Here is a 24245-nt window from a genome sequence, read left to right as displayed (position 1 = left end):
ACTGTCCGGAGGCCCTCAACCTGCATCAGAAAATCGAAAAGCTGTGCGAGGACCGGATCACCGGTCCTCTTTTTTTGCCGGTCGGAATTTCCTGATGGTAGCGCTTGTGCTGGCAGGTGCAGAAGCGATTACGATGGACGCATGCCTTTCGCGCCGAAGTGTCTGCCTTTCCGTGGTATCGTTTCCACCTCCCGCTCCCGTAGCGCCGGCAGCAAGTCACTTGCCGCCTGCCTGACGGTTGCGCTGCTGTCTTCCGCCGGCTTCGCCCAAAGCCAGTCTCAGAGCCAGACGCGGGATCGCGCCTCCTATGTCAATCCGCTCGTCGGCACCACGAATGGCGGCAATGTCTTCCCCGGCGCCACCGTTCCTTTCGGGATGGTCCAGTTCAGCCCCGAGGCGACGCCGGTAAATCCCAAGCGGCCGATCGCCGCGCCCGGCGGCTATGAGTATCGATCGACGGAGCTGCGTGGCTTCAGCCTGACCAACGTCGAGGGCTGGGGATGCGCCGGCGGTTCGGGCGATGTGCCCTTGATGCCGATCACCGTGGCCGTCGACAAGTCTCCGTCGAGCGACTTCCGCCACGCCTACGCGGCAGGCTTTACGCATGCCGACGAGAAGGCCGAGCCCGGCTCCTACAAGGTGAAACTGGCGAATGGCGTCGAGGTGAGCCTCGCCGCCGCGCTGCGCATGGGCGTGGCGACCTTCGCATTCCCGGCGGATGCGGCCTCGCGCGTGCTGGTGCGCACCTCGGATTCGGAGGTGGGCTCGACCGCAGCCGAAACGAAGGTGGACGCTGCAACCGGTACCGTGACCGGCGAGGTCACGAGCGGCAATTTCTGCGGCTATATCAACGAAGAGGATCGCCGCCCGTATTACACGCTCCACTTCGTCGCGAAGTTCGATCAGCCCGTCACCGAGACCGGCGCGTGGAAGGACGAGAAGGTGACTCCAGGCGCAGCGACGGCCGAGGGCGGCACGGGCTTCGGTCCGAAAGGCTTTCCCGAGTCCGGACATGGCTCGGGCGTGTGGCTTGGCTTTGGACAAGGCAAGACGGTACGCGTGCGCATCGGCATCTCGTATGTGAGCCTGGCCAACGCGGAGGCGAATCTCGAAGCCGAGAGCAAGGCCGGTACTACGTATGAAGATGTGGCGGCACACGCGCGGGCTGCGTGGAATGCGCAGCTGAACAAAATCGAGATCGAAGGTGGCACCGAGGAGCAGAAGACCGTCTTCACCACCGCTCTCTATCACGCCTCGATGACGCCGACGACCTACAGCGATGCGAACGGCGAGTACACGGGCATGGACGGCAAGATGCATCGTGTGCTCGAGCCGCAGCAGGCGCAATATGCGAACTTCTCCGGCTGGGATGTGTATCGGTCACAGTTACAGTTACTTACCTGGCTCGATCCGCAGCGCGGCAGCGACATCGCGCAGAGCCTCTTCAATCAGTCGCAGCAGGATGTGAACGGCCGCTGGGATCGCTGGACGCACCTCGGTGGCGCGACGCATGTGATGAACGGCGATCCGGCCGACGGCGCGGTGGCGGCGGTCTGGGCCTTCGGCGGACGCAGCTTCGATGCGAAGGCAGCTCTGGCCTCGCTGGTGAAGGCGGCCGAGGTTCCGACCCCGGAAGACCTCAAGGATGCGGGCTGCCCGGTCGAATGCGCGGGGCAGCGGCCCGGTCTCGATCAATACCTCAAGCTGCACTACATTCCGGTGGGCGCGCCCGCATGGGGACCGGCTGCGGACACGCTCGAAGACGTCTCGGCGGACTTCAGCATCTCGGCTCTGGCCGGGCATCTCGGGGAAAAGGCCGTCGAACGCCGTTTCCTCGAACGCGCGCAGTATTGGAAGAACATCTGGAACCCGAAGGCCGCGCCGGATGGCGGCTACTTCATGAATCGCAAAGCCGACGGTACCTTCCCGATGGATCTTGTCGACGAAGACAATGACAGCGACCACAAGCCGCAGCACTTCACCCCGGCAACAGGCGCGGGCTTCGTCGAAGGCTCAGCCGCGCAGTATGTCTGGATGGTGCCGTTCAACGTGGCGGGGCTCTTCGATGAGATGGGCGGCCACGACAAGGCCGTCGAGCGGTTGAATCACTTCTTCTATGACGACAAGGGCAAGCCTGCTGTGACGAACGCGGGCGATCTGCATGCCGAGCTGAACAACGAGCCCAGCATCGAGACGCCCTGGCTCTATGACTTCGCCGGGCAGCCGTGGAAGACGCAGCAGCTGGTGCGTCAGGTACTCGATTCCATCTGGAAGAACGCGCCTAACGGCATTCCCGGCAATGACGATCTCGGCGAGATGTCGAGCTGGGATGTCTTCGCGTCGCTGGGCCTCTATCCCGAGATCCCCGGCCGCGCGGAGCTGGTGCTGGGAAGCCCGATCTTTACCAGGGTTGTGGTTCATCGCGCGCAGGGCGACGTGACGATCGAAGCGCCTGCTGCAGATGCTACGCACTACTATGTGCGCAGTGTGAAAGTGGATGGCAAGGCGAGCGACAAGACATGGCTTCCGGAAGCCTTTGCGCAGAAGGGCGGACGGCTCGAGTTCGAGCTGACCGATGCGCCGGCAAAGAACTGGGGCTCGGGCGCGAACGATGCTCCTCCGTCGTTCGCTCCGAAAGGCCAGTAGCAAGGTCCGTAACGAAGTCAGTCACGTTCCATCGCAAACAGCAAGAACGGCGGAGACTCGAGAGAGTCTCCGCCGTTCCTGTATTACGGGAAGGTCTTCCGGAAGAGAATCGCCAGGGCAGAGAAGCCGTAGATCAGTTGCCGAGCGCCACCGTCACGTTCTCGGATGCAACGGACGCTTCCAGGCGCTGAGCCTGCTTCTCGGCTTTCGATACCGGCAGTTCTCCTCTGACCAGCGCCACGGAGGAATCGACCTCGCGCAGGAAGTAACGATCCCCGTACCGGTGAAAGACGATCACGCCTCGCGGCGCATTCGAGGAGCCGGGCAGGGAAATGTAGGTGAGTGCGCTGTCTTTCAGATTCATGTTCTGAATCTCCAGCAGGTGCGCCCGCTGAGAAGTGAAGCGATAGGTGCCCGCAGGCAGTGTCTTGCCGGAGACGACAAAGTTGAAGGGAACGGTGAAGCGCGCTTCGGCAGCCTGCGCGTGAAGGCTTGAGCTGAGAATGCCGGCCACTGTGAGGGCCGCTGCAATTGCGAATTTCTTCATGATGATCTCTCCCTGACTACGAGAAGGAGAGTAGGCCTTGTAACAGAGGAGAGTCGTTAAGCCGGCGTCGAGTTTTTGTCTAATCCGGGTGGAATCGAGAACGCATCGACACATTTTGTGCCCCGGTTGTTCCCTGTCACGTTGTCGTTCCGGCCGAAGCGAGCACAGTGGAGGCCATGCAACAACGGCGGAGCCCAAAAGGCTCCGCCGTGGTTGCGTTGCATACCGGATAGCAGACAGGCGGGCTTAATTTCCCAGCGCGACCGTAACCTCTTCCACTGGCGTCGAGGCTTCCAGCCGCTGTATCTGCCTCTCCGGTTTCGAGATCGGCAGCTCGCCGTTGACCTGGCCCACCGCGGAGTCGATCTCCCGTAGAAAATAGCGGTCGCCGTACTTATGAAAGACGATGCCATGATGCGGGCCCGGGGTGTCACTCAAGGTGATGGGGCTCAGCGCGCCGGTCGTCCGGTCCATTTTCTGGAGGATGAGGATGCCGTCCGGTTGTGTGTAGCAGCGGTAGGCGCCAGCAGGCAGTGTCCTGCCGGAGACGGTGAAGTGGAATGGCGCGGTGAAGTGCACTTCGGTAGGTTGTGCGTGCAGGCTGGAAACGAACGAGCCAGCCATCAGTACACATGCGGCGATTGCGGATTTCCTCATGGCGATTTCTCCCTGATTTCGCGAGGTCCGGCTGACTGGGGCCTGACTACGAAGGGCCTGACCATGCCGGGGAGATACGGAGGGAGAAGAACTGCAGTTGTAAAGCAGCCGTGGAATTGCCGTGAATCGCGCGTGGAATCGAGCAAAGAAAAAAGCGCATCCCGAAGGATGCGCTCTTGATCATTCGAGGCAAGGCTTTGACTACACCCCGCCCCTATTCCCTAAACCCTGTTCTTAGCCCTTCCAGCGGCGGAAGACCAGCGAGCCGTTGATGCCGCCGAAGCCGAACGAATTCGACAGGGCGACGTCGAAGCTGTGGTCCTGGGCTACGTTCGGCACGTAGTCGAGGCGGCATTCCGGGTCGACATTCTCGAGGTTGATGGTCGGGGGCAGCTTCTGGTCGCGCAGCGCGAGGACGGTGATGCCTGCCTCGAGGCCGCCTGCGCCGCCCAGAAGGTGGCCAGTCATCGACTTGGTCGCGCTGACCTTGAACTTCGCGCTGAAGGCGTGCTCCCCGAAGACCGTCTCGATGGCCTTCGATTCGTTGCCGTCGCCGAGCGGGGTCGAGGTCGCGTGCGCATTCACGTAGCCCACCTCTTCCGGCTGGATGCCCGCGTCGCGCAGGGCCGCGCGCATGCTGCGCTGGGCGCCTTCGCCTTCGGGGGCGATGCCGGTCATGTGGAAGGCATCCGCGCTCATGCCGTAGCCGATGACCTCGGCCAGGATATTCGCGCCGCGTGCCTTGGCGTGCTCCAGCTCTTCCAGAACCAGGATGCCTGCGCCTTCACCCACCACGAAGCCGTCGCGATCCTTGTCGAAGGGGCGGCTGGCGCGGGTCGGTTCGTCGTTGCGCGTCGAAAGAGCGCGCATGGCGGCGAATCCGCCGACGGACATAGGCGTAACCGCGGCTTCCGAACCGCCGGCGATCATTACGTCCGCATCGCCGTGCTCAATGATGCGGGCCGCGTCGCCGATGGCGTTGGCCGAGGTGGTGCAGGCCGTCGCCGTGGCCGAAATCGGACCCTTGGCGCCGTACTTGATGCTGACCTGACCGGCCGCCATGTTCACGATGGCCGCAGGAATGAAGAACGGAGAAATCTTGCGCGGTCCGCCGGCGATGAGATTCGAGTGCTCGCGCTCGATAACCTCGAAACCGCCGATGCCGGAGCCGATGTAGGTGCCGATCCGTTCAGCGTTCGACGCGTCGATCTTGATCCCCGAGGTCTCCAGAGCCTCGTGGACAGCGGCGAGCGCGAGGTGGATGAAGCGCGCCATCTTGCGCGATTCCTTCTTATCCACGAACTTCAGCGGATCGAAGTTCTTAACCTCGGCGGCAAAGGTAACCGGATAGCCGGTTGCATCAAAACCGGTGATCGGTGCCATGCCGCTCTTGCCGGCGAGCAGATTTTCCCAGGCTTCCGGAGCGGTGTTGCCAACTGCGCAGACCAGCCCCAGCCCGGTGACGACGACGCGACGCTTCACGGGTTACTTGCCGCCTTTCGCGTTCTTCTCGATGTACTCGATGGCGTCCTTGACGGTCTTGATCTTCTCGGCGTCTTCGTCCGGGATCTCGATGTCAAAGGCTTCTTCGAACTGCATCACCAGCTCGACGACGTCGAGCGAATCGGCTCCGAGGTCTTCCTGGAACGAAGCGCTGGGGGTGACTTCGGCCTCATCCACCTGAAGCTGCTCGACGATGATCTGTTTGACCTTCTCTTCCACTGCTGCCATGCGTGACTCTCCTGTTTGGTGCTGATTCCACAAACTGTTCCGGAGATGGGGAGTGGCCGGATGAAGGGCACACGAATCCTTGCTCCGAAATTCCAAGTCTACTGAGGGGAAAACAGAGTGTAAAGCGGGGGATGGAGATGGGAATGTCCGGAGGCAACGCCGGGCGCCCCACCTTCCTTGTTGTGAGAGACGTGAGAGGGAGCGAATCCCCGGAACCAAATTGCGGGCGAAGGCGTATGAACCGGCGGAGAGTCTTCATGGGAAAGCTGCTGACGCGTGCCCTGCTGGTGCTGGCTGTACTGGCAATCGCCGTCCTCGCCGCCGCGTGGGCAGGCTTTCACTTGGTAGAGGCGAAGATCGCCGCGAAGATGGAGCCGCCCCAACTGAGGCTGGAGCCGGAACCCGCCAGCGACCTGGCATATCGCACGCTGGATGGAGTGCCCCGGCAACTATCTTCTACCCGCGGCAAGGTCGTTTTCGTGGATTTATGGGGAACCTGGTGCATCCAGTGCGTGGCTGAGATGCCTACGGTGCAGAAGCTCTACGAGCACTACCGGAACGACCCGCAGGTGCAGTTTCTGGTGATCTCGCGACTGGATTCGCCGGCTGCCGTGCGACGTTACGCGCAGCGCAATCACCTGACGCTGCCGTTCTACGTGATGGAAGACGACGACATCCCCGCATCCATGCGCCTGAACCAATATCCGGCCACTTTCCTCTATGCAAAAGACGGCACCCTGGTGGCAAACCACACTGGCGCGGCAGACTGGTCGGCTCCGTCCGTAATCGCTTTCATCGATGGCCTCAAGGCGCAGTAGCTGCAGCCGGATTCCCAGCTCGCGATTTTCCTGGGTTTCAGCTCCCCAGCTCCGGTCGGAATGGCAAATGTTTTTCTGTAAGGCCTGAGATCGCGACCAGCGGGAGCGGGTGCCGAAGGCGGATCGCCCTGCGCGAAGCAGTATAGTTCAGGGATGAACGTGTGGGTATTGGTAGCGCTGGCGGCCGGAGCGGCCGTGGGTGCGGTATTGGCGTGGGTGGTGGCCGCGGGCCAGGGGAAGGCGCAGGCGGCAGCCGAACGGATGCGCGCCGAGCAGGCGCTGAACGAGTCGGCGCAGCAGAAAGCGGCGCTTGAGCAGGCGCAGCGGGAAAAGGCCGAACTGGCACGGCAGACGCAGGAACTCGATCGCCAGGGCCGGGAGGTCGTCCGCCAGGCCGCCGAGCGTGACGCCCAGCAGAGGGCGGAAATCAGCCGCCTGACCGCGGAGGGCGAAAGCCTGCGGACAAGGGTCCAGAGCCTCGAAAAGGAACTCGAGCGCGACGAAGAAAGCTTCGAGCGGATGCGGAGCGAGCTACAGCAGGAAAACACCGGTCTCAAGGCGCGGCTGGCCCAGATCGTCGCCGAGAAAGAGACCGAGGCCAAAGCCGCGCAGCAGCGCCTCGCAGACCTGAACTTGGCCCGCGAAGAGCTTTCGAACCGCTTCGAGAAGCTGGCCAACGATATCCTCGACGCAAAATCGAAGAAGTTTGCCGAGCAGAACGTCGAGAACATCGGCAACCTGCTGCGTCCGTTAAAGGACAAGTTCGGCGAATTCCAGACCAAGGTCGAGAGCCTCGAAAAGGACGGCCTCACCGGGCGAACTGAACTGAAATCGCAGATCGAGCAGTTGAAGTCGCTCAACGAGCGCCTTTCCAGCGATGCGCAGAGTCTCGTCACCGCGCTGCGCGGCTCCAAGACGCAGGGCGATTGGGGCGAGTACGTGCTCGAGAGCATTCTCGAAGCCTCCGGCCTGCGCAAGGGCCACGAGTACCGAGTGCAGGAGAGCTTCACGCGCGAGGACCGTACCAAGGCGCGGCTCGACGTCATCCTCGACCTGCCGCAGGGCCGCCACCTGGTGCTCGATTCGAAGGTTTCGCTGAACGACTACAACGACGCCTGCAGCGCAACAGACGAGGCCTCGCGCGACCTCTCGCTGGCGAAGCATCTCGTCGCGGTGAAGGGGCATATCAAGGAACTTTCGGGCCGCAATTACCAGCAGCTCTACGGTCTCAACTCGCTCGATTTCGTCATCATGTTCGTCCCCGTCGAGCCGGCCTTCCTCGCCGCCATCGGCCGCGACGGCAAGTTGTGGCAGGAAGCGTGGGAAAAGAATGTTCTGCTGGTCAGCCCGAGCACGCTGCTCTTCGTCCTGCGGACGGTGGCGCAGCTCTGGCGGCAGGAGCAGCAGACCCGCAACGTGCAGGAGATCGTGAAGCGCGGCGCCGAGCTCTACGACAAGCTCGCAGCCTTCGCCAACGATCTGACCGCAGTCGGCACCCACCTCGACCGCGCCCGCAAGAGCTACGAGGATGCGTACGGTAAGCTCGCACAGGGCAAGGGCAATGCCATCCGCCAGGCGGAGATGCTCAAAGCGCTCGGCGTAAAGCCTACGAAGTCGCTCGAACAAGCGCTGCCGCCGAAGATCGCGGAGCTGGCCTTCGAGGCACCCTTAGACGAAGCAGACCTGCAGCTGGCCGCCTCCGGCGAAGACGCGTTGCCTGAAAACTAGCTTCGCCGGCTTACTCTGAATGCTGCTCGTAGCAGTCGTTAAAAAAAGCCTGTCATTCCGACCGAAGCGAGACGGTCTCATCGTCTCGCGAAGCGGAGGAACCTGCGGTTCTCTTCTCGAGCGAGGATATGGGTAACCCGTTCAAGCTCCGCTTGGACGGGGGGCAAATCCGTCTTACGCTCTTCGCTGAGCCCCTGTCCTAGCGCTTGCCCGGGCCGCCGTCGCCGGTGAAGGATCCGGTCGAGTGCTGCCCGGGAACCTCCGCGGGATGTCGCTGATTCTGCCCGGTGTGCACGTTGTGCTCAAGCGACTTGTGCTGGTCGTCCTTCTTCGCGCTGTGGCCGTTTTCTGTCTCTACCGGCTGCACGCTGGCGGGTGAATGCGTCGTATTTCCGGATGCCGTGTCGTGGGATTTCTGAGTCATAGGAGACCTCCCACAACTGGGATGCCCGGGGCTTCATGCAGGTGGGCCGGGCATTGCCCCTAACTTACCTTCCGAAACGCCTCTTTGAGCCGCGCCCAGGTGATCTCCAGCATCTCTGGCAGGACGCGGGTTTCCGCGACGGCGGTCATGAAGTTGGTGTCGCCAACCCAGCGGGGCAGGGCGTGCAGGTGGAGATGCTCGGCGACGCCGGCGCCCGCGGCCTGTCCTAAGTTCAATCCCATGTTGATGCCGTGCGGACGATAGACCTCGGTCAGCGCGCGCTCGGACTGCTGGGAGAGATCGATCAGTTCGCGGGCGGTCTCGGGCGGCAGTGCAGCCAGCGAAGATCCATGCTGCCGCGGCACCACCATCAGATGCCCCGAGCTGTACGGATAGCGGTTCAGGCACACGTAGTTGAACTCCGCGCGATGGACGATCAGCGAAGCGCGGTCCGCCTCCTCGGCAGGCATGCCCTGCGCGATGCAGCCGTCAGCGGCCGCCAGCAGGTTGCAGAAGACGCACCCCAGGTCGCCGGGCCACGCTTCGAGCTCGGGCGGCACGCCTTTGCGGCCGGATTTGCGGTCATCGGTGACGTAGGCGTAGCGCCACGGGGTCCAGAGGTGATCCATACGGTAGAGCTTAGCGGATGAGCCGGAGAAGTTTCTTTTTCCCGGCATGAGACCGTTTCCGTAAACAACGCGTCTTCAGGAGTGCAGTCCATCAGCTGATCTTGTCCGGGTAGGTCTGTCGATGCGCCGACTTCGCTGTGCCGCTGTCTCCGTCGCCCTCTTGCTGGTACTCAGAAGTTTACTTCACGCGCAGCAGGCGCCAACCGCCGAGAATGCCCAGCCGGTGACCACTATCCACGCCAGCGCCAGCCTGGTGCTGGTAGACGTCGTTGTCACGGAGCACGACAATGCCGTTCACGGGCTCGATCGCAGCCATTTCCGCCTTTTCGAAGACGGGCATGAAGTCCCGATCACATACTTCGACGAGCGCAATGCGAAAGCGCAGTCCTCTGCCGTTTTGGTGAAGACAACGCCGCTGCCGCCGCATGTCTATAGCAATGAGCCGCTGTATCCCGATGCGCCGGCGGTCAATGTGCTCCTGCTGGATACGCTGAACACCGCACCCGCCGACCAGATGTTCATGCGGCAGCAGGCGCTCAAATATCTGAAAACGACGCCGGCTGGCACACAGATGGCGATCTTTGCGCTGGGAACGCGGCTGCAGCTGTTGCAGGGATTTACCTGGGATACATCGACGCTCGAGGCCGCGATTCAAAGTCCGGCGGCCGGCGTGCATCCTACCGTCGCCCTTGATCTCGACAAGGACGCCACCCTCAACCAAGGCGTGGTGAATATGATCGGCGGCCAATCCGGTGGAGGGTCGACCCAGACCATCACGGCCAGCATGCAGCAGTTCCTTACGCATGTATCGGAATCGGAGGCGGAGACCGAATCCTTCAATGCGGATGAGCGGCAGCAGTTAACGCTCGACGGCATGCAGCAGATCGCCCGCTACCTGAGCTCGCTGCCGGGGCGGAAGAACCTGATCTGGTTTTCGGACTCGTTCCCCATGTCGCTGCTTCCAACAGAAGGCACCTCGCTGGCGAAATTCATGTCGATGCGGAACTACTCGGAGAGAGTGCAGTCGACTGCCGACATGCTCTCCGCGGTGCATGTCGCGGTATACCCGGTGTACGCGGCAGGCGTCGAGGTGCTGGCTCTTTCCAATGCGAAGAACAAGCCGAATATCCACTTGAGCCGGAGCGGCATGGGAGGCCCGGACAGGACGAACCCCACCCAGGACGACTCCGACTTTCTGACACGCACGGCAGATGCTCACGCCACTATGGAGCGCGTGGCGGAACAGACCGGTGGCGAAGCCTTCCTCAATACAAATGCCCTGGCGGAGGCGGTCGCCAAAGCCGTCGAGAACGGGAGCAGCTACTACAGCATTGGCTACGTGCCGCAGCAGGAGCCGAAAGGCAGCTTCCATAGCCTGAAGGTTGCGGTGGATGGCGGCCACTACCAGCTCGAATACCGGCACGGCTTCTATGTCGACGCCGCAGGTTCGACGGCGGGTCCCGCGACAGCTACATTCGATCCCATGCAGGAGGCCCTGCTGCACGGAGCGCCGCCTTCGACGCAGGTGCTGTTTTGGGCGAGAGTGCTGTCCGAGGGAGATCCCGAATTGGCCGGGCATGTGCCGCAGGGGCCATCGGGCGCCATGGTGAAAGAGCTGAAGGGACCGACGCGGGAGGTGGCTGTCGATATGAAGATCAATGCCGCGACCCTGCTCTTCGAATCGATGGAGAAAGACCGGCGTCACGACCGGTTGGAGTGGATGCTGGTTGGCTATGACGCCGAAGGCCGACGAGTGAACTACACCGGCGGCAACTTCGACGAGACGCTGGGACCGAAGGACTTCGAGCGCGCGATGGAGAATGGCATGGTGCTTCATGCAGCTCTCACCATGCCTGCCACTGGCGGATCGGTGAGGCTCGTGGTGCATGACCTCAACTCAAATCGGGTCGGGGCAATCGAGGTACCGGTGCGGGCGGCGGGTAAGAGCTAGGCACGCCTTCATTCGCGAACAGCTAGCGTTTGTAGAAGGCACACGCGCGATCAGAGATTTCTCCCAAAACAATAAACAGGCAGGCCGTGAGGCCTGCCTGTTTATCTGACGCCGATCGCCGAGGGTTAGACGGTCGCTGCGGCTGCCTGCTCCTTGAGCGCGGCGGCCTTGTCGGTCGCTTCCCACTGGAACTCGCTCTCCGTGCGGCCGAAGTGGCCGTAGGCGGCGGTCTTGCGGAAGATCGGGCGGCGGAGGTTCAGGCTCTCGATGATGCCCTTCGGGGTCAGCTGGAAGTTGGCGCGAACCAGGTCTTCAAGCTGCTCGGAGGGAATCTTGCCAGTGCCGAAGGTCTCGACCAGCACGGAGACCGGCTCGGCCACGCCGATGGCGTAGGCAAGCTGGACTTCGGCGCGGTCAGCCAGTTCGGCGGCCACGATGTTCTTGGCGATGTAGCGGGCCATGTAGGCGGCCGAACGGTCGACCTTGGTCGAGTCCTTGCCGGAGAAGGCGCCGCCGCCGTGACGGCCCATGCCGCCGTAGGTGTCGACGATGATCTTGCGGCCGGTCAGACCGGTGTCGCCCATCGGTCCGCCGATAACGAAGCGGCCCGTCGGGTTGATGTGGTACTTGGTGTTCTCGTCCAGCAGCTCGGCCGGCAGAACCGCCTGGATGACATCCTTCAGGATGTCGGCGCGGAGCTGTTCGGTCGTGACTTCCTCGGCATGCTGCGTCGAGATCACCACGGCGTCCACGCGGACCGGCTTATTGTTCGAGTCGTATTCCACGGTGACCTGGCTCTTGCCGTCGGGACGCAGGTAGGCCAGCTGGCCATTCTTGCGAACCTCGGTCAGGCGACGGCTCAGCTTGTGGGCCAGCGCGATCGGGGTCGGCATCAGTTCGGGCGTCTCGTTGGTTGCGTAGCCGAACATCATGCCCTGGTCGCCGGCGCCGCCGGTGTCCACGCCCAGCGCGATGTCGCCGGACTGCTTGTTGATGGTCGAAATCACTGCGCAGGTGTTGGAGTCGAAGCCGTAGGTCGCATTGTTGTAGCCGATCTCCGAGACCACATTGCGCACCAGGGTCTGGAAGTCAACGTACGCCTGAGTGGTGATTTCACCGGCGATGACAACGAGGCCGGTCGCCGTGAGGGTTTCACAGGCAACGCGGGAGTAGGGGTCCTGCTCGAGGCAGGCGTCGAGGATCGCGTCGGAAACCTGGTCAGCGATCTTGTCGGGGTGGCCTTCGGTCACCGATTCTGAGGTGAAAAGAAATCTCTGGCGTGCGGACAAAACGGAGTTCCTCCAGTTGATTTGGGATGTACGGCACATTGGCCGGCCGGGTAACGGCTTCATGGAGAGCCTGGCGGCCTGGAGAGGGGCCGGAGACAGTCGGAAACATCCCCGATAAACTACATCTCTTTTAATGGTACTAGAGGCGCGGGATCCGGTACAAAGCCCGGAAGCGAACGGGGAATTGGAGTAGGCCACCGGCGAGAATCGCCATCGCGCTGCGGACTGGCCATCCAGGCGATCGCCCTCGCTCCCGCTAGTCGCGTTCAGGGCTCATGAAAAGAATCTGTCATTCCGACCGAGACTAGCCGACCGAAGCGAGCCGACCGAAGCAAGCCCGGGCGAAGTGGAAGAACCTGCAGTTTGGTCCTTACACCGAAGGGCATTTAGCCGGAGTCTAGCGAGAAACCGGGGCGCTGAACGCTAGGGCTGCGACGGTCATGGTGGAGGACGTCGACTGCACCGGGGCCGCGTCGGCCGAGAGCTTGTTGCTCACGTAGTGCCATACGAACCAGCCGAGGACCGCGAGCACGGCCAACAACAGGGCAACGCCGGCCCAGCGCAGACGCAGCGCCGGACGGTCCGCTTCCTCGGGAGTGCGGCCGCGGCTGACATTTTCGGCGAACTGGATCCAGTTCGCATCATCGTCCTTCAGCTGGCCGGAGCCGCGATAGGCCGACATGAAGCGTTCCACCCACGCCTCTTCATCCAGGCCGACGACGCGGGCGTAGCTACGGACGATTCCCTTGTTGAAGACCCCACCAGGAAGCTGATCGAAGTGATTCGTCTCCAGGGCCTGCAGATGGCGGCTGCTGATCTTCGTGGCTTCGGCGATCGTGTCCAGGCCGATGCCGCGGCTTTCCCGCTCTCTGCGTAATTCGGTGCCGAATTCGGACATGTCCCAACCTCATTACAACCGGCAGAAAAAAGATTTCAAAAATTCAGGAATTTATCCACAGGTATAACGGCCGGAAGATGGCAGGTCAAAGAAAAAAATCGGGTTACATGCACATTCATCCCGGATTTGATGCCGCCGGTGACATGATCTGGTGCCTAACCGGTTACTGTTCCGTTACGAGCAGGCCCGGAATCCGCACATTCTCACAGCATCAGAGTCATTTTGTTACACTCGCGAAAGCCACGCAACCGCGCCCCAAACTATTCCGGGCCTGGCTGTCCAGGAACGGGATTTGAGCCAAAATCGTCCGTTTTGGGCGGGGACGAGGATCTCGACGACCCATGAACAAGCTGGTAATAGGCAATCTTCTGCACCGTCCCCTGCGTACGCTGATCAGCGTGGTGGCCGTAGCCATTGAAGTGGTGATGATCCTGTCGATCGTGGCGATCATGGTCGGGCAGGTGAGCAACGCCAGCAACCAGCAGGGCGGCATCGGCGCGGACATGACCGTGCGTCCGCCGAATGCCAGCTTCATCAGCTCGGTAGGCGGCGCGCCCGTCCCGGCAAAGATTGCCGATGTGCTCGCGAAGCTGCCGCACGTCGCCGTGGCGACCCCGGTCATTACCGACTTCAATATGCAGGGCGGCATCGAGACCATCTGGGGTATCGATTACGCCGGCTTCAATGCTCTGAAGCCCTTTGTCTTTCTCTCCGGCGGCCCCTTCCAGGGACCGAACGACGTCATCATCGACGACGTTTACGCGCACTCGAAGTCGAAGGACGGCAGCCCCCGCGTGGTCGGCGCGACCATCCAGGTGCTGAACCATCCCTTCCGTGTTGCGGGCATTGTCGAGCACGGCAAGGGCGGCCGTGTCTTCCTGCCGATCCACACGCTGGGCGTGCTGATGGGTAGCGCGGACAACGCCTCGCTCTTCTATATCAAGAGCGATGAGATTGCGAACCAGGAGACCATCCGCGGTGAGATTCACGCCATCCCTGCGCTCGGCAACTACCAGGTGCAGACCATGCAGGAGTGGATGTCGCTGATGACGCCGGACCATCTGCCGGGCTTCAATATCGCCCTGCGTTCGGTGATCTCGATTGCGGTGATCGTCGGATTCCTGGTGATCTTCCAGTCGATGTACACGGCGGTGCTCGAGCGGACCCGCGAGATCGGCATCCTCAAGTCGATGGGTGCCTCGAAGAGCTACATCGTGAACGTAGTGCTGCGGGAGACCGCAGTGGTGACGGTGGCGGGCGTGGTGCTCGGCATCCTGATCGCCGAGCTTCTGCGTGTGTTCCTGGGAATCAAGTTCCCGTCGCTGCCCTTTCCGGTCACGATGGACTGGCGCATTCGCGCAGCCGTGATCGCGCTGCTCGGCTCGGTGCTGGGTGCAATCTATCCGGCATGGAAGGCGGCGCGGAAGGATCCTATCGACGCTCTGGCGTACGAATAGCGCTCTGGTTCTTCACGCATAGCTGATAGCTGAAATACGACCGGCGCGCAGGACTTCTGTGCGCCGGTTGTGTTTGAAGAGCTATTTCGAACACCGGGCCTGCGGCGTTAAGATAATTGACATGGATTGGTCGGGATGCGAACTCGTCGAGGTCGTTCCTGGCAAGGTGAGCGGAGCTCCCCTGCTGAAGGGCACCCGCCTGCCAGCCGAGACGCTGATCGAGAATGTGCAGGCTTATATGGACGACGGCCAGCTTCTTGAAGAAGCAATTTTGTCCACACTCGAAAGCTTTCCTTCCACGCCGGGCGGCGCCGGGACAATCCGTGCCCTTTTCGCCTATAGCGAATCTCAGGATCTACTTCGTCGTCACCAGCCTGCGCTGTGAAGGTCATTCTGGATGAGGGTGTGCCGAAGCAGCTCGCCAGCAATCTTCCAGGCCATTCCGTCACTACGGTTCAGGATCAGGGCTGGGCGTCCGTGAAGAACGGAAAGCTGCTGGCTTTGATTGCGGAAAATCGCTTCGAAGCGTTCCTGTCCTGTGATCGCAATCTCGAATTCCAACAAACACTCGGTCACCGCCCATTCGCCATTCTTCTGCTGAGCACCAATCACTGGCCATCGATGAAGCCGCATATCGGAAAGATCACGGATGAACTGGACGCCTCGGAGCCGGGCACTGTGCGTCAGGTGACTTGCGGCATATTCCAGAAACGACGGCGACCGTTTGCGCCCTCGGTTTAATGCTGGATTTAGAAGAGCGTCATGCTTAGCGGGCAGCCACGGGCTGCCCGCATCCGTTTTTGCTGTACTGTTCGCGTAGGCGCTGGTTGGTCATCAGCAGCTCGCCGACGAGGGTCATCAGCCGCCGGTTCTCGGATTCGAGCTCCTGAATCCGGCTCTGGTGAGGGGATGTCTGAGCCGCGGCCGGCGTCTCCGCCGGCCTGGCGCTGTTGCGCGGCTCGTCGTGCAGGGGAATTTCGGCATGCATCGGTAGTCGTTCCTTTCCCGAGTCGGCCTGTTTAGTCGAGCGACTCGATCTCCCGGCTGGCGCGGTCGATGATTTCGGCGATCCGGCCAACCTGTTCGCGGCTCATATCTCCCTGGGCCATGCGCAGGCGGAGAGCCATCTTGAAGTTGTGCATCGCGCGCATCAGCTGCGGCGAGCGTCCCGGGCCAAAGGCCTTGCCAACTTCGCGGATACGGTTCAGCAGCTGGTCGATGCGGCTGCGGTTGGTTTCGAGCTCGGCGCGGCCGGCTTCGGTAATGGTGTAGAGCTTCTTGCCGCCATCCGTGCTGACGGTGGCAAAGCCCTCGTCCTCGAGCAGGTTGAGCGTGGGGTAGACGACGCCGGCCGAGGGCGCGTAGGCTCCGCCCATCTGCTCCTCAATGCCCTTGATGATTTCGTAGCCGTGGCTGGGCTTCTCGGCGATGAAGCTGAGAATGACCAGGCGCAGATCGCCGCCATCGAAGAGCCGCCCGCCGAACTCGCGCCCAAAACCGCGCCGACCCCGGCCACGCCCTTCCTCTTCCATTCCGCCCCAGAACTCCCGCCCACCGCGGAAGTGCTTGCCAAAACCGCGGGGATCGTTCTGATCGAATCGATTTCCAAATTTTCCAAACATGGTTTGATACTCCTTCGTTGTTTCTAAGATATATCTTAAATGTGTCGAGACTGCACTTCGATGCAAAGATTTCTTTCAGGGCTTAGGGTTTGGGCTCCCTAAAAGGTTTGTCATTCCGACCAGAGCGAAGCGAAGCGGAGGAACCTGCAGTTCTTCTTGTACAGCGACGGTTTTTCCTCCCCCCAAACGAAGCTTGTACGGGGCAACCTCATCCTCTCCGGTCGGAAGGACAAAGCTGAAAATAGGATCAGGTTCGGTGCCTCACGTCTCGCGCCTGAGACATGGGCTCGCAAAATAGGGGGACACCTTGTACTTCATGGGTTGCAGGAAAGCTCGGGATCGCGACCAGCGGGAGCGGGGCCGAAGGCGGATCGCCCTGCGCGGAGCAGGCTATTCGCTTTGCGCGAAATCGTAGCCGGGGAAGCCGAAGGCTTCGAGCGCTTCGACCAGCGGCCGCAGGTGCTCATCGCGGCGGGCTTCGTCGAGGGCTTCCTGCAGGGCGGCCTGGTTGGTAGGGCGTGCGGATTCAAGGAGTTCAAGTCCGGATGGCGTCACGTCGGTGTAGATGCCGCGGCGGTCCTTATCGCAGAGTGCGCGCGACAGCAGGCCGCGTTCTTCGAGCCGGGTAACGAGGCGCGTCGTCGCGCTCTGGCTCAGAACGACGGCTTCGGCCACCTGCTTCATATGCAGGTGATCGCCGCGTTCACTCTGGCGGCTGAGCACGTTCAGCAGCGAGAACTCGCGGACGCTGAGATCGTGGCGCGCCTGGAGCTCACGCTCGATGTGCGCCTGAATCCGGTCATGCAGGAGGGACAGCACGCACCAGCCCTGAGCGAGGGGTGTGGACGGGGTCGCGATGGGTGCTCCTCCTTGAAAATTCATCATCGCATGGGGCCTTTTTGAGTCCAAATTAATTGCAAGCGCGTCATATATGCGTGTGCAAGTAATTTAGGGCCAAAATTTGGATCGCTCACGATCCGATATGAGCTTTGGATTGATCTTTGATGGAATCGATTCTTTTGAGGAGCAGGGATTTGCCCGGACTATTTGATTCGTATGAGCTGAAAGGCGCGAAGCTGCGCAACCGTATCGTCGTATCGCCGATGTGCCAGTACATGGCGCAGGAGGGCGAGATGACCGACTGGCATCAGGTGCACTACACCTCCCTGGCGCGCGGCGGAGCTGGCCTGACCATCATCGAGGCCACGGCCGTTTCGCCGGAGGGCCGCATCAGCTGGGGCGACACCGGCCTCTGGAACGATCAGCAGGCGGAAAAGATGGAGCCGATCGTGGCCGCCATGAAGAAGTGGGGCACGGTGCCGGGCATCCAGCTGGCGCACGCCGGCCGCAAGGCTTCGGCGAACCGTCCGTGGGAGGGAGATGACCACATTCCCGAGGGCGAGAAGAACGCCTGGAAGACGATTGCCCCTTCGGCGGTGCCGTTCGGCGCGAACCTGCCGCGTACACCGGAAGAGATGAGCCTGGAAGAGATCGCCCGCGTGCAGGCGGATACGGTGAAGGCCGCGGAGCGCGCGCGCGACCTCGGGATCGAGTGGCTGCAGATGCACTTCGCTCACGGATACCTGGCGCAGAACTTCTTTTCGCCGATCTCGAACAAGCGCACGGACCAATACGGCGGCAATGCCGAGAATCGCGGCCGTTACCTGCTCGAGACGCTGAAGGCCGTGCGCGCGGTGTGGCCTGAGGATCGCCCGCTGACGGCGCGCTTCAGCGTGGTCGAGTTCGACGGCAACGACGAAGTCATGCTCGCGGATGCGATCGAGCTGCTGAAGAAGTTCAAGGCCGAAGGTCTGGACTTCGTGGACGTTTCGGTGGGTTTCAACACGCCGAACGCAAAGATTCCGTGGGGCCCGAACTTCCTCGCCGAGACAGCCGCGAAGGTGCTCACGGAGACCGGTCTGCCGGGCACGACGAGCTGGTATGTCGCCTCGCCCAAGGATGGCGATGCGCTGATCCGTGAAGGCAAGATGGATCTGATGACGGTGGGCCGTCCCCTGCTGGCGAATCCGCACTGGCCGTACGCCGCGGCGCAGCAGCTGGGCGTCGAGGATGCGGCATGGAAGACTCTGCCTGCTTCCTACGCCCACTGGCTCTCCCGCTACCGCTGATCGTTGCGCGTGAAGCGAACTGCTTCGCGACGGCGGCCCACCCAAGCCCGATGTTGGCTTGAGTGGGGTACACACGAACCCTCGGGATGCCCCATCCAGGCTTTGCTTGGGCGGGAGAGGCAAGTACCCCGCGTTAAATCAGTCCGCTGCAAGACAGAATGTCGCTGGGCTCGAATCGTCCATCACTCACTCAGAATTCATCCGGCTTTCCCTGTCTCGCGACGAGCGGCACATGGAAAGCCCGCATCTCTTTTCGAGAGGAGTCTTCCATGAAGAAATTGCGCACTCTCACATCGGCGGCGCTGAGCCTGGCGCTGTTCGCCGGCGCGGCGCAGGCGCAGAAGGTGCTGGTGCTGGTCACCAGCGCGGGGTCGTTTCCGGATGGGCGTCAGACCGGTGTCTGGCTCGAGGAATTCGCCACACCGTATGAGTCGCTGGTGCGCGCTGGCGTGGAAGTCACTGTGGTGAGTCCGCAGGGTGGCGCCGCGCCGGTCGATCCGCGTTCGGCAGAGAAGCCGGAGCAGGTTGCCGCATGGCAGGATGCAGAGAAAGCTCTGAAGCATACGAAGAAGCTTGACGACACGGTCACGGTGACGGACTACGACGCGATCTTCATCCCCGGCGGACATGGGCCGCTGTTCGATCTCGCCAGTAACAAGAAGGCAGCGCAGCTCATCGCAGGCTTTGCCGAAGCAGGCAAGCCGGTAGCTTCGGTATGCCACGGTCCGGCTGCGTTTCTCGACGTAAAGCTGTCGGATGGCCGTCCCTTTGTCGCGGGCAGAAAGCTGACGGCCTTCAGCGATGACGAAGAGCAGACGGCCGGCCTCGCGAAGGAAGTTCCGTACTCGGTGCAGCAGCGGCTCGAAGCCCAGGGCGCGCAGTATTCGGAAGGCAAGCAGTTCGGCGTCTACACCGTGGTGGATGGGAAGCTGATTACGGGGCAGAATCCTGCCTCAAGCGCGAAAGTGGTAGAGCTGCTGATTGGGGAACTGAAGAAGTGATGGGAGAAGCACGCGGCTGGGTGTGGTCCGGAGGACGTGAGCCCGAACAATTGCAATTGTCACCATTACAGATTCCGGAGCCTGCTCCGGAAGAAGTGATCGTCGAGAATCGCGCCGTGGCGCTCAACCCCGTGGACTGGAAGGTGCTTCCGTCGACGACATTGGGCTGGCAGCCAGGCCATGTTCCGGGTGTGGATGGCGCAGGTGTGGTGATTGCTGCGCGTGAGAAGGCCGGAATTGCCGTGGGGACGCGCGTGGCCTATCACCAGAACCTCGAGCGCGAAGGCAGCTTCGCAACCCACACGAAGATCGTGGCGAAGGCGCTGCATGTGGTGCCCGAGGGCGTGAGCTTCGCACAGGCGGCAACCGTGCCCTGCCCGGGGCTGACCGCCTGGCAGGCAATCGACAAGCTTCCCGTGGAAGCAGGCCGCGATGTCCTGGTGATCGGCGGCGGCGCGGCTACGGGGAACTTCCTCACGCAGCTTGCTGTAGACAGCGGCTATCGCGTCTGGGTGACGGCTTCCGAGCGGCATCATCCGCGGCTGAGAGCGATGGGCGTGGCAGGCCTCTGCGACTATCACGATGCGAAGTGGCGGATGGGACTGCTGGATGCTCTCCAGAGAACTTCAGGGAGCGGGAATCTGTATGCGGCCATCGACACGGTGGGCGAGGATCATGCGCGGACGCTCGCGCCGCTCATCGGCTATAACGGACACCTGGTGAGCCTGCAGGGCAGGCTGAATACGCCGCCGATGCCCGGCTTCACGACCGTGATCTCGCTGCATGAAGTCGCGCTGGGAGCCATCTACAGGTACGGATCGGAGCTGGACTGGCAGAAACTGCGGGCCGCGGGCCAGGGTCTGCTAGGCGCCATCGCGGAAGGCCAGATGCAGACGCCGGAGATCGAGCCCTTCGACTTCGAAGATCTTGGAAATACGCTGGCGCGGCTGAAGGCCGGAAGGCAGCGTGGAAAGCTCGTAGCCGAACTGTAACTGTTACAGATACAAATGCGAAGACGCATCGCAAAGAGGGAAAGCATATGCACGCAATTCACTGGCCGGAGAAGTATCTTCCCGGAACCACGGACAACTACGTATCGAACGAAGTGATCGTGAAGGGGCTGACGACGGCCGAGGTGTGGCCCTATCTGAATGACACGCGCGAATGGCCGGGCTACTATAACAACGCTTCGAAGATCGGCTTCGACGGCGGCAAGGGACCGGAGCTGAGCGCAGGGGCGCGCTTCCGCTTCACTACCTTCGGGCTGGATGTGGAAGCCGAGGTGACGGAATACGAGGCTCCCGCGGAAGGCAAGCCAGCGCGCGTAGCCTGGCGCGCGTGGGTGGACGGCAACGAGGATGTCGCGCTCGACGTGCTGCATGCGTGGCTCATCGAAGATCTGCCGGGCGGCCGCGTGCGTGTGCTCACGCAGGAATCGCAGATCGGCAAGCCGGCTGTAGGGCTGCGGAACGCGAAGCCGAATCCGATGCTGAATGCGCATCAAGACTGGCTCGAAGGGCTTGTAGGTGCGGCGCAGAAGGGAAAGAAGAGCTAGCTATATCGACATATTCTGAATGCCTGCCTTTTGCAGGATTTTTCAAGAGAAGCTTGTCATTCCTCCCCTGCGCTCCCTGCGCTCCCTGCGCTCCCTGCGGTCGCTTCGGTCGGAATGACAGCTTCGAGATGAGAAATAGGGTCGCCAAACGAAGGTGTCGATACACCCTGGCTCCGAAACATCACGGCCATCTTCCAGCCGTTGGAGAATCGCCGCTCAGTGCGTAGGCGAGAGGATCGCCGCCTGGCGGCGCAGCTCGGCGGAAAAGGCTTCGGCGAGCTCGCGCAGGCGGCCTTCGCTTTGGCGAAGAGCCTCCTCGGCCTTTCTCTGGGCGTCGATATCCTCGGCTGTCCCATACCAGCAGATGATATGGCCGTGCGCGTCGCGGCGCGGAGCGCCACGGGAGCGCATCCATAGCCACGCGCCGTCGCGCGTACGCGCACGGAACTGTACGTCGATCGGTTCGCCGGAGGGGAAGCAGCGCTCCATGATGCGTATGACCCGTTCGCGATCGTCGGGATGGACGGATTCGAGAAAGCCCTGGCCGCGATTCTGATCGGCGGTGGTGCCGGTCAGGCGTTCCCAACGTGGGCTGATGGAGATGGCGTTGCCTTCCGGATCGAAGACCCAGGGGATCTGCGGATTGAGCTCGACCATGTGCCGGTAGTGCTCTTCGCTCTCACGCAGCGCGGCTTCGGTCTGCCGCCGCTCGGTGATGTCCACGACAGATACGGAGACGCCGATGACCTCGCGCGCCTCGTCCAAGACGGGTAGATACGAGACCAGGAAAGCAGCCTCGTGGAGATGGCCGTTCGCCGGGCGAATGACTTCGAGCCCGGAAAAGGTTTCACCGGCAAGGCAGCCGCGAAGATAGGGTTCGAGCTGCGGATAGACGTCCGGCACCATCTCGGCCACGGTGCGCCCGAAGTACGCCTCGATGGGGTTACCGTGCAGGTCGGCGAGCTGCTGGTTCAGCGTGATGTACCGCAGGTTGTGGTCGAGGAACGCGAGCCCGACGGGCGAGCCGTCATAAAGCGCCTGCAACTGCGCAAGCCGATGGCTGGGGCGCGTGCTCGAGAAAACCTCCTGCAGCAGGCTGCCGGGTTGTTGTGGAATCTGGCGGAAGGGTATGGCGAGGACCTTCGGCAGCTCTTCCGCCGGAACAGCCTTGCCGAACAGCCATCCCTGGCCCAGCTCGCAACCGAGGCCGCGGAGCAGCCCGGCCTGTTCCACCCCACTGACGCCTTCGGCGATGACGGTGAGGCCGAGGCTCTGCCCAAGTCCGATCACGGCGGAGACGATCTTGCGGCTCTCCAGGCGATCGTTCATGGAGGCTACGAAGCTGCGGTCGATTTTGATCTCGTCAAAGGGCAGCGACTGCAGGTGCAGCAGGCTGGAGTAGCCGGTGCCGAAGTCATCGAGTGCGATGCGGCATCCCAGGCTTTTGAGTTCGAGGGTGATGGCGTGGGCGTGCTTGAGGTCGTCGAAGAGTGCATTCTCGGTGATCTCGATGACCAGACGCGAGAGCGGGAAATTGAAGATGCGGGCGAGGCTTTCGATCTGTAGCGGGAGGATGAAGCCGCGCAGCTGGCTCGGCGAGATATTGACGGAAAGCCACAGGTGCGCGGGCATGCTGCGTGCTGCGGCAAAGGCTTTCGCAAGCAGCAGGCCTGTGATCGAGCCAATGACTCCTTCTTCTTCCGCGATGGAGATGAAGCGGTCGGGAAGAAGCAGTCCCTGTTCCGGATGGCGCCAACGCGCGAGCAATTCGAATCCGGCGAGCTCGCCGGTGCGAAGTGTGAAGAGCGGTTGAAAGAAAGGCTCGAACTCGCCGTTTTGCAGGCCCCGGCGAAGATCGTCAGCGCCAACAGACATGCTGGCATCATACTCTGCCTCGAAAAAAACCAAAGACTTTTCGATTTAGTTACGAGGAGATGCGAAAAATGTAATCTTCAGCACGGCCAGGCAGGCGGCGGAATGCCGTTCGAAGGATGAGCCGGAGTGCGTCTCGTCATGAGACCGCTGCAGGTCATGATGCATTCACGGAAGCGGCAGCCTGTTCCGCGGAGAGATGCTCGCGGTGGCTGCGGAGGTAGGCTTCGGCGCGAATCTCCGGGAGTGGCGGCGAGTAGTAGAAGCCCTGGGCAAAGTCGCAGCCGAGCGCTTCGAGGGTGCGAATCTGCGCGGGGTTGTCAGTGCCTTCTGCGGTGACCTGCAGGCGGAGATCGCGGGCGAGCCGGATGATGGTGCGAATGATTGCGAGGCTCTCGGAGTCTTCGACCATGCGGCTGACGAAGGAGCGGTCGATCTTCAGGTTCTGCAGAGGAAACCGGTGCAGGTAGCTGAGCGAGCTGAAGCCCGTGCCGAAGTCATCGAGGCTGAGTTGCGTGCCGAGGCTGCGCAGCTGTGTGAGCACCTCGATAGCGCGCTCGGAGTTTTCCATGGTGCAGCTCTCGGTGATCTCCAGGCGCAGGAGATGAGGATCGGCGCCGGTCTCCGCGAGCGCACGGCGAACATCGTCCACCAGTGCGGGATGGGCAAACTGCCGCGGCGAGAGATTCACATTCATGGTCAGGTCGACGCAGCCGGGAATCGTGGACTGCCAGCGCGTGAGCGTGCGGCAGGCCTCGCGGAGAATCCAGTCGCCGATGGGAACAATGAGGCCTGTCTCTTCGGCCAGGCCGATGAATTCTCCGGGCGCGATGATGCCTTCGCCGGGACGCTCCCAGCGGACCAGCGCCTCGAAGCCCGAGACCGCGCCGGTCGCCAGCGTGATGATGGGCATGTAGTAAAGCAGAAACTGCTTGCGCTCGAAGGCCACGCGCAGGTTCTGCTCGAGGGATAGCCGGCGTACCGCCTGCAGATGCATGCGCGCGTCGAAGACCTGGTACTGCGCCTTGCCGCAGGCCTTGGCGCGATACATGGCCATGTCCGCGTCGCGCAGCATGTCTTCCGCGCGGTGATAGTGCGAGTCGGACGAGGCGATGCCGATGCTGGCGCTGACGAAGAGCTGCGAGCCGCCGATGCAGAAGGATTCGGCAAGAGTGTCCTGCAGGCGCTGCGCCACGCGCGCAGCCTCGCTGGTGTCCTGCAGCTCTTCGAGCAGGACGACGAACTCGTCGCCGCCCATGCGGGCCAGCGTGCCTCTGTCGGATTCGTCGGG

The 24245-nt window shown here is 62.1% G+C and carries 24 protein-coding genes; 11 read left to right on the top strand and 13 right to left on the bottom strand.

The window, feature by feature from the left end:
- Positions 1-141 precede the first annotated feature (141 nt).
- Positions 142-2646, top strand: coding sequence for a GH92 family glycosyl hydrolase (locus QM649_RS12930; RefSeq protein WP_415199462.1), 2505 nt, complete (start codon positions 142-144; stop codon positions 2644-2646).
- 133 nt (positions 2647-2779) lie between these two features.
- On the opposite strand, the gene QM649_RS12925 is transcribed toward QM649_RS12930, so the two are convergent.
- From QM649_RS12925 to QM649_RS12910, 4 genes are all read right to left on the bottom strand, one after another.
- Positions 2780-3193 (bottom strand): hypothetical protein, encoded by a 414-nt coding sequence (locus QM649_RS12925; protein WP_415199461.1) that lies wholly within the window; start codon positions 3191-3193, stop codon positions 2780-2782.
- Positions 3194-3439: 246 nt separating this feature from the next.
- Positions 3440-3850, bottom strand: coding sequence for a hypothetical protein (locus tag QM649_RS12920; RefSeq protein ID WP_415199460.1), 411 nt, complete (start codon positions 3848-3850; stop codon positions 3440-3442).
- Between the two features lie 234 nt (positions 3851-4084).
- Positions 4085-5332, bottom strand: a complete 1248-nt coding sequence (gene fabF, locus QM649_RS12915; RefSeq protein WP_415199459.1) for a beta-ketoacyl-ACP synthase II — start codon at positions 5330-5332, stop codon at positions 4085-4087.
- 3 nt (positions 5333-5335) lie between these two features.
- Positions 5336-5581: an acyl carrier protein gene (locus QM649_RS12910; RefSeq protein WP_129207203.1), complete on the bottom strand. Its 246-nt coding sequence runs from the start codon at positions 5579-5581 to the stop codon at positions 5336-5338.
- A 257-nt stretch (positions 5582-5838) separates the two neighbouring features.
- Here QM649_RS12910 and QM649_RS12905 point away from each other — a divergent pair, with 257 nt between their 5' ends.
- Complete coding sequence (locus tag QM649_RS12905; RefSeq protein WP_415199458.1) at positions 5839-6399, top strand: TlpA family protein disulfide reductase; 561 nt, start codon at positions 5839-5841, stop codon at positions 6397-6399.
- A gap of 153 nt (positions 6400-6552) precedes the next feature.
- Positions 6553-8127, top strand: a complete 1575-nt coding sequence (gene rmuC, locus QM649_RS12900) for a DNA recombination protein RmuC (protein WP_415199457.1) — start codon at positions 6553-6555, stop codon at positions 8125-8127.
- Positions 8128-8326: 199 nt separating this feature from the next.
- Here the strand turns inward: rmuC and QM649_RS12895 are convergent, their stop codons facing one another.
- On the bottom strand, positions 8327-8551 hold the full coding sequence (locus QM649_RS12895) for a hypothetical protein (RefSeq protein WP_415199456.1): 225 nt from the start codon (positions 8549-8551) through the stop codon (positions 8327-8329).
- Positions 8552-8610: 59 nt separating this feature from the next.
- A complete protein-coding gene (locus tag QM649_RS12890; protein ID WP_415199455.1) occupies positions 8611-9228 on the bottom strand; it encodes an HIT family protein in 618 nt (205 codons plus the stop codon).
- A 175-nt stretch (positions 9229-9403) separates the two neighbouring features.
- Between QM649_RS12890 and QM649_RS12885 the strand changes: the two genes are divergently transcribed.
- Positions 9404-11131, top strand: a complete 1728-nt coding sequence (locus tag QM649_RS12885; RefSeq protein ID WP_415199454.1) for a VWA domain-containing protein — start codon at positions 9404-9406, stop codon at positions 11129-11131.
- Positions 11132-11256: 125 nt separating this feature from the next.
- Here the strand turns inward: QM649_RS12885 and metK are convergent, their stop codons facing one another.
- Positions 11257-12420, bottom strand: coding sequence for a methionine adenosyltransferase (metK, locus tag QM649_RS12880; protein ID WP_415199453.1), 1164 nt, complete (start codon positions 12418-12420; stop codon positions 11257-11259).
- A 397-nt stretch (positions 12421-12817) separates the two neighbouring features.
- Positions 12818-13318 (bottom strand): helix-turn-helix domain-containing protein, encoded by a 501-nt coding sequence (locus tag QM649_RS12875; protein ID WP_415199452.1) that lies wholly within the window; start codon positions 13316-13318, stop codon positions 12818-12820.
- A 341-nt stretch (positions 13319-13659) separates the two neighbouring features.
- On the opposite strand from QM649_RS12875, the gene QM649_RS12870 reads away from it, so the two are divergent.
- The 3 genes from QM649_RS12870 (at position 13660) to QM649_RS12860 (ending at position 15516) form a co-directional block, all read left to right on the top strand.
- Complete coding sequence (locus QM649_RS12870; RefSeq protein WP_415199451.1) at positions 13660-14775, top strand: ABC transporter permease; 1116 nt, start codon at positions 13660-13662, stop codon at positions 14773-14775.
- A gap of 73 nt (positions 14776-14848) precedes the next feature.
- Complete coding sequence (locus QM649_RS12865; RefSeq protein ID WP_415199450.1) at positions 14849-15160, top strand: DUF433 domain-containing protein; 312 nt, start codon at positions 14849-14851, stop codon at positions 15158-15160.
- Positions 15157-15516, top strand: a complete 360-nt coding sequence (locus QM649_RS12860; RefSeq protein WP_415199449.1) for a hypothetical protein — start codon at positions 15157-15159, stop codon at positions 15514-15516. The genes QM649_RS12865 and QM649_RS12860 overlap by 4 nt, the downstream gene beginning before the upstream one ends.
- 25 nt (positions 15517-15541) lie before the next feature.
- On the opposite strand, the gene QM649_RS12855 is transcribed toward QM649_RS12860, so the two are convergent.
- The 3 genes from QM649_RS12855 to QM649_RS12845 all read right to left on the bottom strand — a co-directional run bounded on the left by QM649_RS12855 (position 15542) and on the right by QM649_RS12845 (position 17282).
- Complete coding sequence (locus QM649_RS12855; RefSeq protein ID WP_415199448.1) at positions 15542-15763, bottom strand: hypothetical protein; 222 nt, start codon at positions 15761-15763, stop codon at positions 15542-15544.
- Positions 15764-15794: 31 nt separating this feature from the next.
- Entirely contained in the window at positions 15795-16397 is a 603-nt protein-coding gene (locus tag QM649_RS12850) for a helix-turn-helix transcriptional regulator (RefSeq protein WP_415199447.1), read from the bottom strand.
- Between the two features lie 390 nt (positions 16398-16787).
- Positions 16788-17282: a MarR family winged helix-turn-helix transcriptional regulator gene (locus QM649_RS12845; RefSeq protein ID WP_415199446.1), complete on the bottom strand. Its 495-nt coding sequence runs from the start codon at positions 17280-17282 to the stop codon at positions 16788-16790.
- 149 nt (positions 17283-17431) lie between these two features.
- On the opposite strand from QM649_RS12845, the gene QM649_RS12840 reads away from it, so the two are divergent.
- The 4 genes from QM649_RS12840 (at position 17432) to QM649_RS12825 (ending at position 21082) form a co-directional block, all read left to right on the top strand.
- Positions 17432-18526 carry an NADH:flavin oxidoreductase/NADH oxidase gene (locus tag QM649_RS12840; protein ID WP_415199445.1) on the top strand — a complete coding sequence of 365 codons (1095 nt, stop codon included), beginning with the start codon at positions 17432-17434 and terminating at the stop codon, positions 18524-18526.
- Positions 18527-18795: 269 nt separating this feature from the next.
- Positions 18796-19527, top strand: coding sequence for a type 1 glutamine amidotransferase domain-containing protein (locus QM649_RS12835; RefSeq protein WP_415199444.1), 732 nt, complete (start codon positions 18796-18798; stop codon positions 19525-19527).
- Positions 19527-20519 (top strand): zinc-binding dehydrogenase, encoded by a 993-nt coding sequence (locus QM649_RS12830; protein WP_415199443.1) that lies wholly within the window; start codon positions 19527-19529, stop codon positions 20517-20519. Before QM649_RS12835 ends, QM649_RS12830 begins: the two co-directional genes overlap by 1 nt.
- A 47-nt stretch (positions 20520-20566) precedes the next feature.
- The gene (locus QM649_RS12825) at positions 20567-21082 is read left to right on the top strand and encodes an SRPBCC domain-containing protein (protein ID WP_415199442.1); all 516 of its coding nucleotides are present in this window, start codon (positions 20567-20569) and stop codon (positions 21080-21082) included.
- Positions 21083-21298: 216 nt separating this feature from the next.
- Here QM649_RS12825 and QM649_RS12820 read toward each other — a convergent pair whose 3' ends face one another.
- Entirely contained in the window at positions 21299-22957 is a 1659-nt protein-coding gene (locus QM649_RS12820) for an EAL domain-containing protein (RefSeq protein ID WP_415199441.1), read from the bottom strand.
- A 154-nt stretch (positions 22958-23111) separates the two neighbouring features.
- Positions 23112-24245, bottom strand: a 1134-nt coding sequence (locus QM649_RS12815) for a putative bifunctional diguanylate cyclase/phosphodiesterase (protein ID WP_415199440.1), incomplete at its 5' end; no start/stop codon positions are given.

Origin of the sequence: Silvibacterium sp., assembly GCF_047605705.1 — a bacterium.
GTDB lineage: Bacteria > Acidobacteriota > Terriglobia > Terriglobales > Acidobacteriaceae > Silvibacterium.
Note: the sequence above shows the minus strand (reverse complement) of the source record. Positions and strands in the feature narration are given on the sequence as shown.

What these genes read in the sequence shown, in the direction of transcription:
- QM649_RS12930 (WP_415199462.1), top strand. Translation starts at nt 142, where the DNA reads ATGCCTTTCGCGCCGAAGTGTCTGCCTTTCCGTGGTATCGTTTCCACC.
- QM649_RS12925 (WP_415199461.1), bottom strand. Translation starts at nt 3,193, where the DNA reads ATGAAGAAATTCGCAATTGCAGCGGCCCTCACAGTGGCCGGCATTCTC.
- QM649_RS12920 (WP_415199460.1), bottom strand. Translation starts at nt 3,850, where the DNA reads ATGAGGAAATCCGCAATCGCCGCATGTGTACTGATGGCTGGCTCGTTC.
- QM649_RS12910 (WP_129207203.1), bottom strand. Translation starts at nt 5,581, where the DNA reads ATGGCAGCAGTGGAAGAGAAGGTCAAACAGATCATCGTCGAGCAGCTT.
- QM649_RS12905 (WP_415199458.1), top strand. Translation starts at nt 5,839, where the DNA reads ATGGGAAAGCTGCTGACGCGTGCCCTGCTGGTGCTGGCTGTACTGGCA.
- rmuC (WP_415199457.1), top strand. Translation starts at nt 6,553, where the DNA reads ATGAACGTGTGGGTATTGGTAGCGCTGGCGGCCGGAGCGGCCGTGGGT.
- QM649_RS12895 (WP_415199456.1), bottom strand. Translation starts at nt 8,551, where the DNA reads ATGACTCAGAAATCCCACGACACGGCATCCGGAAATACGACGCATTCA.
- QM649_RS12890 (WP_415199455.1), bottom strand. Translation starts at nt 9,228, where the DNA reads ATGCCGGGAAAAAGAAACTTCTCCGGCTCATCCGCTAAGCTCTACCGT.
- QM649_RS12875 (WP_415199452.1), bottom strand. Translation starts at nt 13,318, where the DNA reads ATGTCCGAATTCGGCACCGAATTACGCAGAGAGCGGGAAAGCCGCGGC.
- QM649_RS12870 (WP_415199451.1), top strand. Translation starts at nt 13,660, where the DNA reads ATGAACAAGCTGGTAATAGGCAATCTTCTGCACCGTCCCCTGCGTACG.
- QM649_RS12855 (WP_415199448.1), bottom strand. Translation starts at nt 15,763, where the DNA reads ATGCATGCCGAAATTCCCCTGCACGACGAGCCGCGCAACAGCGCCAGG.
- QM649_RS12850 (WP_415199447.1), bottom strand. Translation starts at nt 16,397, where the DNA reads ATGTTTGGAAAATTTGGAAATCGATTCGATCAGAACGATCCCCGCGGT.
- QM649_RS12845 (WP_415199446.1), bottom strand. Translation starts at nt 17,282, where the DNA reads ATGATGAATTTTCAAGGAGGAGCACCCATCGCGACCCCGTCCACACCC.
- QM649_RS12835 (WP_415199444.1), top strand. Translation starts at nt 18,796, where the DNA reads ATGAAGAAATTGCGCACTCTCACATCGGCGGCGCTGAGCCTGGCGCTG.
- QM649_RS12830 (WP_415199443.1), top strand. Translation starts at nt 19,527, where the DNA reads ATGGGAGAAGCACGCGGCTGGGTGTGGTCCGGAGGACGTGAGCCCGAA.
- QM649_RS12825 (WP_415199442.1), top strand. Translation starts at nt 20,567, where the DNA reads ATGCACGCAATTCACTGGCCGGAGAAGTATCTTCCCGGAACCACGGAC.
- QM649_RS12820 (WP_415199441.1), bottom strand. Translation starts at nt 22,957, where the DNA reads ATGTCTGTTGGCGCTGACGATCTTCGCCGGGGCCTGCAAAACGGCGAG.